This window comes from Piscinibacter gummiphilus (genome assembly GCF_002116905.1).
GTDB classification, from domain to species: domain Bacteria; phylum Pseudomonadota; class Gammaproteobacteria; order Burkholderiales; family Burkholderiaceae_C; genus Rhizobacter; species Rhizobacter gummiphilus.
Genome location: NZ_CP015118.1, coordinates 1975345 through 1990060 on the forward strand (window position 1 = coordinate 1975345; position 14716 = coordinate 1990060).

Genomic DNA, 14716 nt, shown 5'->3' on the forward strand with positions numbered 1-14716 from the left:
GAAGGAAGGGGGAGGGGTCATGTGGCAGAAGGGCATCGGGTATTTGACGATGGGGCTGGTGTTGCTCGCGGGCACGCCAGCGGTGGCAGCCACCAGCGCCTCCGCGAGTTTTTCGGGGTTGCGCTTCGAGCTCTTCGACCTCGATGCCGGTGACGGTGTCGACGCCGGCCTGACCTGGGGTTCGAACTCGGCCTTCTCGCAGGTCGATCGCCAGTTCGGCCAGGGCTTCGTGCCGGTGCTGCAGCCCGATGGCTCGCAGGCCTGGACCGTGAGCTTCTCCGACGTCGCCAGCGCCTCGGGCTTCAGCTTCTCCGACTTCGCCAGCGCGGCCGCGCTGAACGGCGGCGCGGCGGGCACTGGCAACGGCGGGGTCTCCGCGTCGGCCGGCACCGCCGGCGGCGAGCGCTTCGACGTGCTGGCCTACCTGGCCGGTGATTTCATCCTGTCGGCCAACACCGAACTGCGGGTCACGGGATTCGCGGTGTCCTCCGTCTCCGGCGGCAGCAGCGCGTCCGCGGACGTGCCGGACGGTGTCACGCTGGCCGATGGCGAGGCGTATTCGTCGGCCAACGCGTACCTCGACATCTCGTTGTCCGGGCAGTCGTTCAACCAGGTGCTGAGCGGCAGCAACCAGCTGCCGGGCATGGGCCCGAGCGGTGCCTATGCCAACAGCGCCAACGCGTCGTTCAGCCTCGTGCTGCGGAACGAAGGCGCGTCGTCCCTCGACGGGTACTTCCAGGCCCTGGCGCAGTCCTCGGTGATGCAACTGGCCAATGTGCCGGTGACGCCCGCGGTGCCCGAGCCGGCCGCCTGGCTGACGATGTCAGCGGGCCTGCTGGCCGTGGCCGCGGCGCGGCGCCGCCGCAAGGCCTGATCCCGCACCGTCCGGCCCCGGCGTTCCGGCGCGCGTTGAACCCGCCGCCGATCCGCCGTGGAAACGATCTCGTCCGATGTCCAGACCATGACCCGCAGTAACCCCCTCCGTCCCTCCTGCCGTGCACGCCGCGCCGCCGGCTTCACCCTCCTCGAACTCCTCGTGGTGATGGTGATCATCGGCCTGCTCGCCGCCTACGTCGGCCCGCGCTACTTCTCCCAGATCGGCAAGTCCGAACGCAGCACGGCCAAGGCGCAGATCGAGGGCCTCGCCAAGGCGCTCGACGCCTACCGCATCGACACCGGCCGCTACCCCACCACCGAACAAGGGCTCACCGCGCTGGTCACGAAACCCGCGGACGAACCGAAGTGGAACGGCCCGTACCTGCAGAAGGCGGTGCCGAACGATTCGTGGGGCCGCCCGTTCGTCTACCGGTCGCCCGGCGCGACGGCCGCCGATGACTTCGACCTGCTGTCCTATGCCAAGGACGGCCAGGCGGGTGGCGACGGCGACGCGGCCGACGTGTCGTACCGCTGACGCGGTCCGGCGCGGAAGGTGACGGCATGAGCGGGAAAACGGTGGCCGCCCCCGGCACGGGTGCCGCGCCCGGCGCCGTGCGCGTGCGCCTGCGCGTGCAGGGCCTCGACGGCAGCGTGCAGGTGCAGGAGTTCGCCGACCTGAAGGAGTCCGAGGCCGTGCGCCGCGTGGTCTCGCTCGGCGGCAAGGTGCTGGCCATCGAATCGGTGCCGGTGGCGTCCGCCTCGGCGGGTGGCCGCAACACCACGTTCCCGCTGCTGCTCTTCAGCCAGGAGCTGCTCGCACTGCTCGACGCCGGCCTGAACCTGACCGAGGCACTGACGACGCTGCACGCGAAGGAGCGCCAGGCCATGCCGCGTGCGCTGCTGGCCGAGCTGCTGCGCGCGCTGCGCGAAGGCCGCAACTTCTCCGACGTGCTCGCGGCGGCGCCCGAACACTTCCCGCCCGTCTACGTGGCCACCGTGCGGGCCTCCGAACGCACCGGCGGTCTGCCCCAGGCGCTCGCGCGGTACATCGCCTACCAGCTGCAGTTCGAGACGCTGCGCAAGAAGCTCGTCTCGGCCGCCATCTACCCGGTGATGCTGCTGGTGGTGGGCGGCTTCGTCACGCTGTTCCTGCTGGGCTACGTGGTGCCGCGTTTCTCGTCGGTGTACGAGTCGGCCGGCCGCGAGATGCCTTGGCTGTCCCGCATGCTGCTCGCCTTCGGGCAGGGCGTGCACGACCACTGGCTCGCGGTGGGCGGCGCCGTGCTCGGCGTGATCGTGCTGTCGGCGTGGGCGATGAGCCAACCCCGGTGGCGCCAGCGGCTGCTCGACCAGGCCCTGCGCCTGCCCGGCATCGAGCAGCGCGCGGCGGAGTTCCGGCTCGCGCGTTTCTACCGCGCGGTCAGCCTGCTGCTCGCCGCCGGCATCGCGCTGCCGCGTGCGATGGGCATGGTGACCGGCCTCGTGTCGCCGGCGCAGCGCGAGCGCCTCGCGCAGAGCCGCCTGGCGGTGGAGCAGGGCCAGAGCCTGTCGGCCGCGCTGCTGGCCGCCGGCCTCGCGAGCCCCGTGGCCGAGTCGCTGATCAAGGTGGGCGAGCGCTCGGGCCAGCTGGCCGAGATGCTCGAACGCACCGCCCGCTTCCAGGACGACGATTTCGCGCGCTGGATCGACTGGGCCTCGAAGCTGCTGGAGCCCGTGCTGATGGCCGTCATCGGCATCGTGATCGGCACCGTGGTGGTCCTGATGTACATGCCGATCTTCGATCTGGCGGGAAGCCTGCAATGAACGCCGTCGCCTTCGACCCCACGCCGGATGCGCTGACGCCCGAGCTGCTGGCCAGCGCCCGCACGCTCGCGGCCCAGGGCGAACTGCGCCTGCTCGCCGCGCTCGCGCAGGTGACCGGCTGGACCCCCGACGTGCTGATGCAGGCGCTGGCCCGCCGCGCGGGGTGCGTGCACGCGGGCATGCGCGAGCTGCAGGCACTCGTGCCCGAGTTCGAGCGCATCACGTACCCGGAGTGTGTGGCGCGGGGCGTGCTCGTGGCCCGCGATGCGGACGGCCGACGGCACGTCGTGCTCGGCGACCCGTTCGACGACGAACTCGAGGACTGGGCGCTGCGCCGCCTGGGCCCGCAGCCGGCGCCGCCGGTGATCGCGTTCGCCCACCCCGACGACCTGCAGGCGTCGTTCACGCAGCAGGAGCGCCAGCTCCGCGCGATGGACGGCTTCGAGGGCGAGGCCGCCGCGGGGGGCGACGAGGAAGTGGCCGCCGTCATCACGCTGTCCACCATCAGCGGCGACGCGAGCCCCGTGGTCAAGCTCGTCAACTCCACCATCTACGACGCGCTCAAGCTGCAGGCGAGCGACATCCACCTCGAGTGCGACGCCGGCTGCCTGCACGTGAGCTACCGCATCGACGGCGTGCTCGTGCCCATCACGCAGGTGCACGGCGACCAGATGGCCGAGCAGGTGGTGTCGCGCATCAAGGTGATGGCCGAGCTCGACATCGCCGAGCGCCGCACGCCGCAGGACGGGCGCTTCAAGGTGCGTGTCAACGGCCGCGAGATCGACTTCCGCGTGTCCGTGATGCCCAACATCTTCGGCGAGGACGCGGTGCTGCGGCTGCTCGACCGGCAGTCGCTCACCGAGCAGGCGAAGTCGCTGCGGCTCGACCACCTGGGGCTCGACGCCCACACGATGACGCAGGTGCGGCGCCTGGCCGCCAAGCCGCACGGCATGCTGCTGGTCACCGGCCCCACGGGGTCGGGCAAGACCACCACGCTGTACGGCGCCATCACCGAGATCCACACCGGCCGCGACAAGATCGTGACCATCGAGGACCCGGTCGAGTACCGCCTGCCGCGGGTGCTGCAGATCCCGGTGAACGAGAAGAAGGGGCTCACGTTCGCGCGCGGCCTGCGCTCCATCCTCCGCCACGACCCGGACAAGATCATGGTGGGCGAGATCCGCGACAACGAGACGGCGCAGATCGCCGTGCAGGCGGCGCTCACCGGCCACCTCGTGTTCACCACGGTGCACGCGAACAACGTGTTCGACGTGGTGGGGCGCTTCGTCCACATGGGGGTCGACGCCTACAGCTTCGCGGCCGCGCTCAACGGCGTGGTGGCGCAGCGCCTGCTGCGCATGAACTGCCCCCATTGCGCGCGGCCGGTGGAACCGTCCGCCGACGAACTGGAGGCGGCCGGACTCGATGCCGAACGGGTCCGCGGCTGGACCTTCCGGGCCGGCGCGGGCTGCGGCCACTGCCGCGGCGCGGGCTACAAGGGCCGCAAGGCAGTGGCGGAGGTGCTCGTGCTCGACGACACGATGCGCGAACTCATCGCCGGCCGCGCGCCCATCTCCGCGCTCAAGGAACGTGCCGCCGGCATGGGCCTGCGCCCGGTGCTCGCTACGGCGCTCGACTGGGTCGCGCGGGGTGAGACGACGCTCGAGGAGGTGGCCCGTGTCGCAGGCTGAGTGGTTCGTGGTCGCGGCCGGGAACACGCTGATGGCCGCCGTGCGCCGGGGCGGCCGGTGGGTGCCCGACACGCTGAAGGCGCTGCCGGTGGAGCCGGGCTCGCCGCCGTCGCTGCTCGCCGCGTTCGACACGCTCGCGCGCGAGTGGCCGGCGGACACGGCCTGGAAGGGCGGCGTGCGGGTGCTGGTCGACGACGGCTGGCTTTCGGGATGCCGCCTGCCCTGGAGCGACGGCCTCGGGCGCATCGACACCGCCGAGGCGTTCGCGCGCGCGCAACTCGAAGCCGCGGGCTTCGACGTGCAGGCCGACGACACGGTGCGGATCGGCGACGGCCCGTACCGCGCACCGCGCCGCGCGGTCGCGTACGGGGCCGGCCTGCTCGCCGCGCTGGGCCGCGTGGCGCAGGCCGCGGGCGGGCCGCTGCGGTCGGTGCGCCCGCTGTCCGAGGTGGCCTGGCGCCACGCGGCTCGGCAGCGTCAGGCGCCGTCCGGCGCGCCTTTGGTGGTGTGGCTGCCGGGCGCCGTGCTCGTGGTGCAGGGCGGTCGCACGCCGGTGGACGTGATGGCCCGGCCCCTCGCCTCCGACGAAGCCGCGTCGCTCCGCGCGCTGTGGGACCGCGCCGGCCTGCGCCAGCCGTGGCTGGCCGAGGCGCCGGTGGTGCGGGGCCTGCGCGCGGGGAATGCCGGCGCGACCTGGCCCATGGCCGTCACCGAGCTCGCGCTGCCCGAAGAGGCGGCGGTGCCGCCCTGGCTGGCACTCGCCGCCGAGGCGGGCGTGTCGCCCCTCGACGCGGTGGACGGAGCCGGGCGGGGCTCGCCCCTGTTCATGAAGGCGGCCGCCGTGGTGCTGCTCCTGCTGGCCGGTGCGTTCGCGAAGGATGCGCACGACCACTGGCAGCTGGGCCAGGAGATCGCCCGCCGCGAGCAGGACGACCCGTCCCGCCGCCTCGCCGAAGTGCGGCCCGCCGCCGGGCTCGGCCGCGAGGAACTCGCCCGCGTGCGGTCCGTCAACACCGCCATCCGCGAACTCAACATGCCCGTGGCCGCGCTGATCGGGGCGCTGCAGGTGCCGAAGGATCTGCGGGTCGCGCTGCTGAGCGTCGACGTGTCGGGTGCCAGCGCGCTGCCGGACGGTGGCGCCACGCTCAAGGTGGTGGCGGAGGCCCGTTCGGGCGCCGAGATGTCCCGCTACGTGGCGCTGATCGCAGACCGGCCGCCCATCGCGCAGGCCTACCTGACCCGCCACGAGGTGTTGCAATCGAACCCCGCGCACCCGTACCGCTTCACCGTGGAGGCCACATGGGCGCCCTGAACCTCGGCGGCCTGACCGCCGCCGTCGCGTGGGAAGTGCGCCGTGCCGCGCGGCGCGCCGGCGCGTGGGGCCTGCTGCTCGCCGCGGCCATGGTGCTGGCGGTGGCCGCCTGGGCGTTCGCGCGCCACCAGGCCATCGCCGCGGCTGGCGCACAGCAGCGCTGGCTCGACCGGCCGGTGGCGGTGGCCGCCGTGGTGCGCGAGGCGCCGCCCGATGCGCGTGATCGCCTGCAGCGTTTCGACACGCGGCTGCTGCCGCACGACGACCTGCCCACGCAGGTGCAGGACCTGATCGCGCTGGCCGAATCCGAGCGCCTCGTCGTGGCCCGAGGGGAGTACCGCCCGCAGGTCGACGCCGAGGGCGGCTTCCTGCGCTACCGGATGAGCCTGCCGGTGCGGGGCGAGTGGCGTGCGGTGCACCGTTTCGTCGACGCGGCCTTGCGAGCGCACCCGTCGCTCGGGCTCGAGAGCGTGCAGTTCCAGCGGCCTCAGGTCGATGCCGCCGAGGTCGAGGCGCGCCTCCAGTGGGTCGTGCTGGCGCAACTGCCGCGAACCGCCGCGGCGAGGAGCACGCCATGAGCCGCAAGCCGCACCGCAAGCACCTGCTGCTGGGCCTCGCGCTGGTCGCGACCCTCGCCGCCGCGTACTGGTCACCCGACCCCGCCGCCGATGGTGGCGTGCTGTTGGCCGAACGCCCGGCACGGAATGCCACGCAGGCGCCCGCGCCGGCCCGCCCCGTGGTGAAGGGCGCCACCGCGGCCGAAGTGCTCGAGATCCGCTCGCGCGACGGCGAGGCGGATGACCGCGCCGAAGCCCTGTTCGCGCCAGGTGCGTGGCAGGTGGACGCACCGGTGGCCAAGGCCGAACCCGTGGCGCCGGTGATCCAGGGGCCCGTCGCGCCGCAGGCCCCGCCGCTGCCGTTCCGCGCCATCGGCCGCTATGAGGAAGACGGCACCACCGTGTTCTTCCTGCAGCACAACGAGCGGGGCATCGTCGTGCGTGTCGGGGACACCATCGCCGAACAGTACAAGGTCGAAAGTGTGCAGGGGAACCTGCTGACCCTGACGCACCTGCCGACCAACCAGACGCAGACCCTCGACGTGGGTGGCACCAGCTGAGAACGCACACATGAAGTTTTTCCGGCCGGCCGGCCTCCAGGCGGCGACCTTCTCCCACTTCGCACGCGCACGGTGCGGTGCGGCCTGCGCCGTGCTGATGGCGGCCGCAGCGCTGGCCGGTTGCGCCGGGGCCGAGGCCTACCGCGACGGGCAGGCCTTGATCCGCGAGGGCAAGACGGAGCAGGCGCTCGTCAAGCTGGAGGAGGCGGTGGCGGCGCAGCCGCGCAACGCCGAATACCGCATCGCGCTCGCGAACCAGCGCGCACTCGCCGTGAGCCGACTGGTGTCGTCGGGCGAGCTGGCGCTCCATGAAGGGCGCATCACGGACGCCGAGAAGGCCTATGGCCAGGCGCGCCAGCTCGACCCGCACAACGCGATGGCGAAGCAGGGCCTCGACAACGTCGTGATGGAACGCCGCCACCGCCTGGCGGTGAGCGAGGCCGACGCCGCGTTCAAGCGGGGCGGCGCCCCCGACCTCGCCGAGGCCGACGCCAAGCTGCGCACGGTGCTCGTGGAGGACCCTTCGCGGAAGGATGCGTCGCAGCTCAAGGCGCGCATCGACGAAGTGCGCTCGCGCCAGCGGCGCCCCGGCGTGCAGCTGGCCGCCACGTACCGCAAGCCCATCACGCTCGAGTTCCGCGACGCGCCGCTCAAGTCGGTGTTCGACGTGATCGCGAAGGTCTCGGGCCTGAACTTCTACTTCGACAAGGACCTGCGCCCCGACATCAAGGTGACCATCCTCGCGAAGAACACGTCGATCGAGGATGCCGTGCGCCTCGTGCTGGTGACGAACCAGCTCGAGCAGAAGGTGCTCAACGACAACGCGATCCTGATCTACCCCGGCACGCCGCAGAAGCTCAAGGAGTACCAGACGCTGTCGGTGCGCACGTTCTACCTGACCAACGCCGACGTGAAGGCGGTGTCGAACACGATCAAGACCATCGTCAAGACGAAGGACATGGCGATCGACGAACGGCTCGGCATCCTCATCATGCGCGACACGCCGGAGGCGATCCGCATGGCCGAGCGCATCGTCGCGCTGCAGGACCTGAGCGACCCCGAGGTGATGCTGGAGGTGGAGGTGCTCGAGGTGAAGCGCTCGCGCCTGCTCGAGCTGGGCGTGCAGTGGCCGAGCCAGATGACCCTGTCGCCGCTGGTGGCGGCCGGCAGCCCGCTGACGCTCGAGGCGCTGCGCAACCTCACCGCGGCCACGACGCAGGTGGGCGTGGGCAACATGATCATCAACGCGCGCAAGGAAGACCAGGACGCCAACGTGCTGGCCAACCCGCGCATCCGCGTGCGCAACAAGGACAAGGCCAAGGTGCTGATCGGCGACCGTGTCCCCATCATCACCACCACCACGTCGCCGGCCACGAACGCCAGCTACATCTCCGAGACGGTCAACTACATCGACGTGGGCCTGAAGCTCGAGGTGGAGCCCATGATCTACCTCGACGCCGAGGTCGCCATCAAGGTCAACCTGGAGGTCTCGACCCTCGTGCGCGAGGTGGTCAGCAAGTCGGGGACCCTGGCGTACCAGATCGGCACGCGCGGCGCGAACACCGTGCTGCGGCTCAAGGACGGCGAGACCCAGGTGCTCGCCGGTCTGATCAGCGACGAGGACCGGCGCACGGCCAACAAGGTGCCGGGCCTGGGCGAGATGCCGGTGCTCGGCCGCCTGTTCGGCAGCCAGAAGGACGACACGCAGCGCAGCGAGATCCTGCTGTCCATCACGCCGCGCGTGGTGCGGTCCAACCGCCGGCCGGACCTGTTCGAGGCGGAGTTCGAGTCCGGCACGGAAACCAGCATCGGCGCGGAGTCGCTGCGGCTGAGCGTCGTGGAGCCGGTGGACCCCGCGGCGTCCGGCGCGGCCCGCGCGCCCGCGGCCGCCACGCCTGCCGTGGCGGGCACGCCGGCTCCGGCCACCGCGGCGCCCGCGCCGAAGGCGGCCGTGGCCCCCGCGGCGGCGGCCCCGGCCGCCGGCAGCGGTCCCGCCCCGGCGCTCGTGTGGCAATCCCCGGCCGAGGTCAAGGCGGGCGAGCAGTTCACCGCCGTGCTGCAGGTCAACAGCCAGGCCGCGCTGCGCGGCTTGCCGATGCTGATCGGCTTCGATCCCCAGGTGCTGCAGGTGGCCCAGGTGCAGGAGGGCGGGTTCTTCAAGCAGGGCAACGGCGCGGTGCAGTTCAGCCACCGGGTCGACGCGGCCCAGGGCAAGGTGTTCGTGGCCGCGGTGCGCCAGAACCCCTCGGGCGCGGACGCCGGCGTGAACGGCTCGGGGGCCGTCGTGATGGTCACCTTCAAGGCGCTCAAGCCCACCACAGGACCGGGCGCCCGCATCCAGCTGCTGTCGGCCTCGCCGGAGCCCGCGCCGGCCGCACCGGTGGCGCTGCCGGTGGAACGGCTCGTGCGCATCACGCCATGACCCGAGCGGCCCGCTTCCACCGCGTGCGCGGCTTCACGTTCGTCGAGCTGATGATGACGCTCGCGATCATGGCCGTGCTCGTGATGGTGGCCGTGCCGCTGGTGGAGATCAACGCGCGGCGCGAGAAGGAGCGCGACCTGCGCCGCGCGCTGATCCAGATCCGCGACGGGCTCGACGCCTACAAGCGGGCGTCGGACCAGGGGCGCATCCAGCAGAAGATCGGCGACAGCGGCTATCCGAAGACCCTCGACGAGCTGGTCGAGGGCGTGCCGGACCAGCGCAGTCCGGTCAAGCAGAAGCTGTATTTCCTCCGCAGCCTGCCGCGTGATCCGATGCACACGGATCTGCAGGCCAAGGCCTCGGCCACGTGGGGCCTGCGCAGCTACGCCTCACCGCCCGACGACCCGCAGGAGGGCGCGGACGTGTTCGACGTGTTCTCGCGCGCGGACGGCGCGGGGCTCAACAACGTGCCCTACCGGCAATGGTGACCGCGATGGTTCGACGCTCCCGCGGGTTCACGCTGATCGAGCTGCTGGTCGTGATGTCGATCATCGCGCTGTTGCTGACCATCGCGGTGCCGCGCTACTTCGGCTCGCTCAACCGCTCGAAGGAGGTGGCGCTGCAGGAGAACCTGCACGTGCTGCGCACGACCCTCGACAAGTTCCGCGCCGACACCGGCCGCTACCCGGAGACGCTGGACGAGCTGGTGGAGGCGAAGTACCTGCGCGCGGTGCCCGCCGACCCGGTCACCGAATCCGCCGCCACCTGGGTGATGGTGCCGCCCCGCGAAGCGGGCAGCACCGGCGTGGGCGACGTGCGCAGCGGCGCCCAGGGCCAGATGAAGGATGGCCGGCGGTATGACACGCTGTAGCCGCCAGCGCGGCTTCTCGTACCTCTGGGTGCTGCTGCTCGTGGCGCTGCTCGGCATGAGCGTGGGCTTCGCGTGGGAGATCCATTCGACCTCGGCGCGAAGGGACCGCGAGGCGGAGCTGCTCGCCATCGGCCGCCAGTTCCGCGTCGCGATCGCGCGCTACCACGAGGCGATGCCGATGGGGCGCCGCGAGTACCCCGCGAGCCTCGAGGACCTGCTGTTCGACAAGCGGGTCAGTGGCGGTCGCCGGCACCTGCGCAAGGTGTTCGTCGACCCGATGACCGGCAAGCCGGACTGGGTGCTCGTGCGCGTGGCGGGGCGTGTGGTCGGCGTGCATTCGCGGTCCGACGCCGTTCCGATCAAGCAAGGGGCCTTCGAGGCCGAGGACGCCGGCTTTGCCGGCAAGCAGGCGTACCACGAATGGAAATTCACCTATCCCTCCGACCTGATGCAGCGGGGCGCGGCCGATCCCGCACTGCCGGGGGCGTCGTCTCCGGTGCCGGGCCTGGCCGCCTCGGCGGGCACGCCGTGGCCCGGGCTGTCCGCCAGTGGTGCGCTGGGGCTGAAGCCATGAGGCGCGAGCTGGTGGCGTGGCTCTGCGCGCTGGCGGCCGTGCCGGCGTGGGCCGGTGTCGCGCCGGGGGGCACCATGCCCGAGGCGCTCAAGGGCATCAACCCGGCGTCGTCGGTGTGCAAGCGCGAGGACGTGGTGGCGGGCGCGGCCGGGACGTCTCCTGCGGCCGCGGCGCGCCGCGATGCGGCGTGCGCCGTGACGCCCTCGCAGCTCGACGCGTTGCGCGGCGACCCGCGCACCGTGCTGGTCGACGTGCGCGCCTCGCCCGCGCCGCTGCCGGAGGGCCTCGCGACCATGACGATGCCGCTGTCGGCCGTGCGCACCAAGGCCTTCCTGCAGGACAAGACCGTGGTGCTGCTCGGCAGCGGCCGGATGGAGCGCGAGCTGTACGAGGCCTGCGGCGCGCTGCTCGCGCAGGGCTTCGCCCGCGTGCGCGTTTTGCAGGGCGGCGTGCCCAACTGGCCGGTGGCGGTCCGCGCTGGCGAGGTGCCGTCCTGGTCCCTGACCGCGGCGGAACTGTGGGCCGAAAGCCAGTTCGACGGCAACGTCGTGCTGGTGTCGGCGCGGCAGGCCGGCCTGCGCAAACCGCTGCCCGAGGCCGTCGAGTTGCCGGCGCTGACGCCCGATGCCGCGCGCGCGGCCGTGAAACGCTGGCGGCGTGACCACAAGGCCGCGCACCTGTCGGCCGTGGTGCTGGCCGCCGCGCCGGAGGACGGGGACGATGCGGTGCAGCGCCTGCGCGAGGCGCTCCATCCGGTGCCCGTGCTGGTCTACACGGGGAACGATTCGACCTACCTGCGCCAGATGGTGCAGCAGAAGACGGTTTGGGCGGCGCAGGCGCGCGGCCCGCGCAAGCCGGCATGCGGGCTGTGAACCGCCGCACCTGCCTGCGAGTGTTGCCGGCCGCCTTCGCGTGGGTGCTCTCGCCGCCCGCGCGGGCGGGGGAGGCGGTGCAACGCCAGTTGCGATGGAGCTTCGAGCTCGTCAACCCGCTGTCGCGCGACCTCGCGGACCAGGCCGTGTGGCTCTACGTGCCGGCGGCCGAAACCCCGGTGCAGACCCTCGATGCGGTGCGCCTGTCCGTGCCGTGGACGCTCACGCGCGACGCGCTGGGCCACGCCGTCGTCGAGGTGCGTGTGCCGCACCTGCCGGCCCTGGGGCGCCGCGTGGTGTCGGTCACCGCGGACCTCACGCTGCAGGACCTGCCGCGGGAGACCCCGCTCACCGACCCCGCGCCCTGGCTTCGCGGCGAGCGCTTCATCGAGGTCGACGACCCCGCGGTGCGGGCGCTGGCCGCCGGTCTGCGGCGGACCACGCCGGCCGAGACGGCCCGCGCGGTGTACGACTGGGTGCGCGGCCACCTCGAGTACGCCGGCTACGTGCCGGAAGACCGCGGCGCGGCGGACGCGCTGGCCCGCCGCCGTGGCGACTGCACCGAGTACGCCTACCTCGTCACGGCCCTCGCGCGGGCCAACGGCATCCCGGCTCGCATGGTGGGAGGGCACGACACGGACCGCAACGCCGTGCTGCGCGCCGCGGACTATCACAACTGGGCCGAGCTGCACTTCGACGGGCGGTGGAACCTCGTCGACGCGCAGAAGGAACGCTGGCTGCGGCCCGCCGACCAGTACGTGGCGTTCCGCATCTACCGCGACGCCGTGCTCAACCCTGTCGGGCTCGCCCACCGCTACGCGGTGCGCGGAGAGATGGACGTGCGTCCGGCCTGATCAGGCCGGCGCGGTGAGGAACGCGATCTCCTCCGGGCTGAACCCGGCGGCGGCCCGCGCCTCGACGTTGAACGGCGGCCGCAGCTTCGGCGCCTCGTGCCGCGCGGCCAGCACCGCGTAGTGGGCGATCGGGTCGAGGCCGTCACGGCGGCACAGCCAGCGGTACCAGTGGTTGCCGATGGCGACATGCCCCACCTCGTCCCGCAGGATGATGGTCAGGATCTCCACGGCGCGTGCGTCGCCCGCCTTCGCGAACTTGGCCTGCAGCGGCGGCGTGGCGTCGAGGCCGCGGGCCTCCAGCGTGCGCGGCACGAGGGCCATGCGGGCGGTGGCGTCATGCGCCGTGCGCTGGGTCATCTGCCACAGGCCGTCGTGGGCGTCGAAGTCGCCGTAGTCGTGGCCGAGCGACTGCAGGTGCTCGCGCAGCAGCGAGAAGTGGTACGCCTCCTCGCTCGCCACCCGCAGCCAGTCGACGTAGAACTCGCGGGGCATGTCCGCGAAGCGGAAGGCCGCGTCGAGGGCGAGGTTGATCGCGTTGAACTCGATGTGGGCGATGGAGTGGATCAGCGCGGCCCGGCCCTCGGGGGTGAACGGGCTGCGCGAGGGCACCTCGCGAGCGGTCTTGAGCACCGGCCGCGCGGGGCGGCCGGGCAGGTCGCCAGGGTCGGCGAACACCGGTGCGGGGTCGACGGTGGCAGGGTCCAGCGTGTCGAAGAGCGCGCGCGCCTGCAGCGCCTTTTCGGCAGGATCGGTCAGGGTCAGTACCCTCAGGGCACGCTCGCGCGGGTTCATCCCTAGAATTATGGCTTTTGCTTCCGGAACGGACCATGGCCATCTACCAGCTGGACGACGTGACGCCCGACATCGACCCCACCGCGTGGGTGGCCGACAGCGCCCAGGTGATCGGGGCCGTCACGCTCGCGGAAAACAGCAGCGTGTGGTTCGGCGCCGTGCTGCGGGGCGACACCGACCGGCTCACCGTCGGCCGCAACTCGAACATCCAGGATGGCTCCGTGCTGCATGCGGACCACGGCGTGCCCCTCGTGATCGGCGACGACGTGACCGTGGGCCACCAGGTCATGCTGCACGGCTGCACCATCGGCGACGGGTCGCTGATCGGCATCCAGGCGGTGGTCTTGAATGGCGCGAAGATCGGCCGCAACTGTCTGGTCGGGGCCGGCGCGCTGGTCACCGAGGGCAAGGAGTTCCCCGACGGATCGTTGATCATGGGGTCGCCCGCGAAGGTGGTGCGCACGATGACGCCGGAGCAGATCGCGGGCATGCACCGCGGCACCTCCCACTATGTGTTGAACGCCCGCCGCTTCGCGTCGGGCCTGAAGAAGATCGGTTGATTTCATGAGCGAGTTGCACAAGTTCCTGTTCGAAGGCCTGCCGGTGCGCGGCATGCTGGTGCGCCTCACGGAAGGCTGGCAGGAAGTGCTCCAGCGCCGCGCCGAAGCGGGCGACGCGTTTCCCCGGCCGGTGCGGCAGCTGATGGGCGAGATGGCCGCGGCCGGCGTGCTGATGCAGTCCAACATCAATTTCAACGGCGCGCTGGTGCTGCAGGTCCATGGCGACGGGCCCGTGAAGCTCGCCGTGGCCGAGGTGCAGAGTGACCTCGCCTTCCGCGTGACCGCGAAGGTGGTGGGCGACGTGCCCGAGGATGCGCAGCTCGAAGGCCTCGTCAACGTGCGTGGACACGGCCGCTGCGCCATCACGCTGGACCCGCAGGGCCGCGTGCCCGGCCAGCAGCCGTACCAGGGCGTGGTGGCGCTGCACGGCGACCACCGCGAGCCGCTGCAGCGCCTGAGCGAGGTGCTCGAGCACTACATGCTGCAGTCCGAGCAGCTCGACACGAAGCTGATCCTCGCGGCCGACGACAACATCGCTGCGGGCCTGCTGATCCAGCGCCTGCCGGTCGAGGGCTCGCGCAACCTGGAGGGCCAGCGCAACGAGGACGAGATCGGCCTCAACGAAGCCTACAACCGCATCGCCCACCTGGCCGCCACGCTCACGAGCGAGGAGCTGCTGACGCTCGACGCCGAGACCGTGCTGCGCCGCCTGTTCTGGGAAGAGGACGTGCGCCGCTTCGAGCCCACGATGCCGCGCTTTGCGTGCACCTGCTCGCGCGAGCGCGTGGCCGACATGCTGCGCAACCTGGGCCAGGACGAGGTCGACGGCATCCTGACCGAGCAGGGCAAGGTGGAGGTGGGCTGCGACTTCTGCGGCCGGCAGTACCTCTTCGACCCCATCGACGCCGACGAACTCTTCATCCCGGCGCGCGACCAGCCGCCGGGTTCCACCGCCCTCAACTGACGAAAGAT

General features: G+C 72.0%; 16 protein-coding genes. 15 read left to right on the top strand and 1 reads right to left on the bottom strand.

Annotation, left to right across the window (positions count from 1 at the left end):
- Nucleotides 1-19: 19 nt before the first annotated feature.
- The 13 genes from A4W93_RS08935 (at nucleotide 20) to A4W93_RS08995 (ending at nucleotide 12392) form a co-directional block, all read left to right on the top strand.
- Nucleotides 20-874 (top strand): PEP-CTERM sorting domain-containing protein, encoded by an 855-nt coding sequence (locus A4W93_RS08935; protein WP_085750286.1) that lies wholly within the window; start codon nucleotides 20-22, stop codon nucleotides 872-874.
- Nucleotides 875-961: 87 nt separating this feature from the next.
- Nucleotides 962-1411: a type II secretion system major pseudopilin GspG gene (gene gspG / locus A4W93_RS08940; RefSeq protein ID WP_085754096.1), complete on the top strand. Its 450-nt coding sequence runs from the start codon at nucleotides 962-964 to the stop codon at nucleotides 1409-1411.
- 26 nt (nucleotides 1412-1437) lie between these two features.
- Nucleotides 1438-2679, top strand: a complete 1242-nt coding sequence (locus A4W93_RS08945; RefSeq protein ID WP_085750287.1) for a type II secretion system F family protein — start codon at nucleotides 1438-1440, stop codon at nucleotides 2677-2679.
- Nucleotides 2676-4370: a GspE/PulE family protein gene (locus tag A4W93_RS08950; protein ID WP_085750288.1), complete on the top strand. Its 1695-nt coding sequence runs from the start codon at nucleotides 2676-2678 to the stop codon at nucleotides 4368-4370. Before A4W93_RS08945 ends, A4W93_RS08950 begins: the two co-directional genes overlap by 4 nt.
- Nucleotides 4357-5682, top strand: coding sequence for a serine/threonine-protein kinase (locus tag A4W93_RS08955; RefSeq protein WP_085750289.1), 1326 nt, complete (start codon nucleotides 4357-4359; stop codon nucleotides 5680-5682). Before A4W93_RS08950 ends, A4W93_RS08955 begins: the two co-directional genes overlap by 14 nt.
- Complete coding sequence (locus tag A4W93_RS08960) at nucleotides 5670-6260, top strand: hypothetical protein (protein WP_085750290.1); 591 nt, start codon at nucleotides 5670-5672, stop codon at nucleotides 6258-6260. The genes A4W93_RS08955 and A4W93_RS08960 overlap by 13 nt, the downstream gene beginning before the upstream one ends.
- Complete coding sequence (locus tag A4W93_RS08965) at nucleotides 6257-6799, top strand: hypothetical protein (RefSeq protein ID WP_085750291.1); 543 nt, start codon at nucleotides 6257-6259, stop codon at nucleotides 6797-6799. Before A4W93_RS08960 ends, A4W93_RS08965 begins: the two co-directional genes overlap by 4 nt.
- Before the next feature lie 10 nt (nucleotides 6800-6809).
- A complete protein-coding gene (locus A4W93_RS08970) occupies nucleotides 6810-9221 on the top strand; it encodes a cohesin domain-containing protein (RefSeq protein ID WP_157131619.1) in 2412 nt (803 codons plus the stop codon).
- Nucleotides 9218-9709 carry a type II secretion system protein gene (locus A4W93_RS08975; RefSeq protein ID WP_085750292.1) on the top strand — a complete coding sequence of 164 codons (492 nt, stop codon included), beginning with the start codon at nucleotides 9218-9220 and terminating at the stop codon, nucleotides 9707-9709. Before A4W93_RS08970 ends, A4W93_RS08975 begins: the two co-directional genes overlap by 4 nt.
- A gap of 5 nt (nucleotides 9710-9714) precedes the next feature.
- Nucleotides 9715-10092 carry a type II secretion system protein gene (locus A4W93_RS08980; protein ID WP_099960044.1) on the top strand — a complete coding sequence of 126 codons (378 nt, stop codon included), beginning with the start codon at nucleotides 9715-9717 and terminating at the stop codon, nucleotides 10090-10092.
- On the top strand, nucleotides 10079-10666 hold the full coding sequence (locus A4W93_RS08985) for a type II secretion system protein (RefSeq protein ID WP_174694880.1): 588 nt from the start codon (nucleotides 10079-10081) through the stop codon (nucleotides 10664-10666). Before A4W93_RS08980 ends, A4W93_RS08985 begins: the two co-directional genes overlap by 14 nt.
- Entirely contained in the window at nucleotides 10663-11538 is an 876-nt protein-coding gene (locus A4W93_RS08990) for a rhodanese-like domain-containing protein (protein WP_085750294.1), read from the top strand. Before A4W93_RS08985 ends, A4W93_RS08990 begins: the two co-directional genes overlap by 4 nt.
- Nucleotides 11526-12392, top strand: a complete 867-nt coding sequence (locus tag A4W93_RS08995; protein ID WP_157131620.1) for a transglutaminase-like domain-containing protein — start codon at nucleotides 11526-11528, stop codon at nucleotides 12390-12392. Before A4W93_RS08990 ends, A4W93_RS08995 begins: the two co-directional genes overlap by 13 nt.
- Here A4W93_RS08995 and A4W93_RS09000 read toward each other — a convergent pair whose 3' ends face one another.
- The gene (locus A4W93_RS09000; RefSeq protein WP_085750296.1) at nucleotides 12393-13184 is read right to left on the bottom strand and encodes a ferritin-like domain-containing protein; all 792 of its coding nucleotides are present in this window, start codon (nucleotides 13182-13184) and stop codon (nucleotides 12393-12395) included.
- A 35-nt stretch (nucleotides 13185-13219) separates the two neighbouring features.
- Here A4W93_RS09000 and A4W93_RS09005 point away from each other — a divergent pair, with 35 nt between their 5' ends.
- Nucleotides 13220-13744, top strand: coding sequence for a gamma carbonic anhydrase family protein (locus A4W93_RS09005; RefSeq protein ID WP_085750297.1), 525 nt, complete (start codon nucleotides 13220-13222; stop codon nucleotides 13742-13744).
- Nucleotides 13745-13748: 4 nt separating this feature from the next.
- Nucleotides 13749-14708 (top strand): Hsp33 family molecular chaperone HslO, encoded by a 960-nt coding sequence (gene hslO / locus A4W93_RS09010; protein WP_085750298.1) that lies wholly within the window; start codon nucleotides 13749-13751, stop codon nucleotides 14706-14708.
- Nucleotides 14709-14716 lie beyond the last annotated feature (8 nt).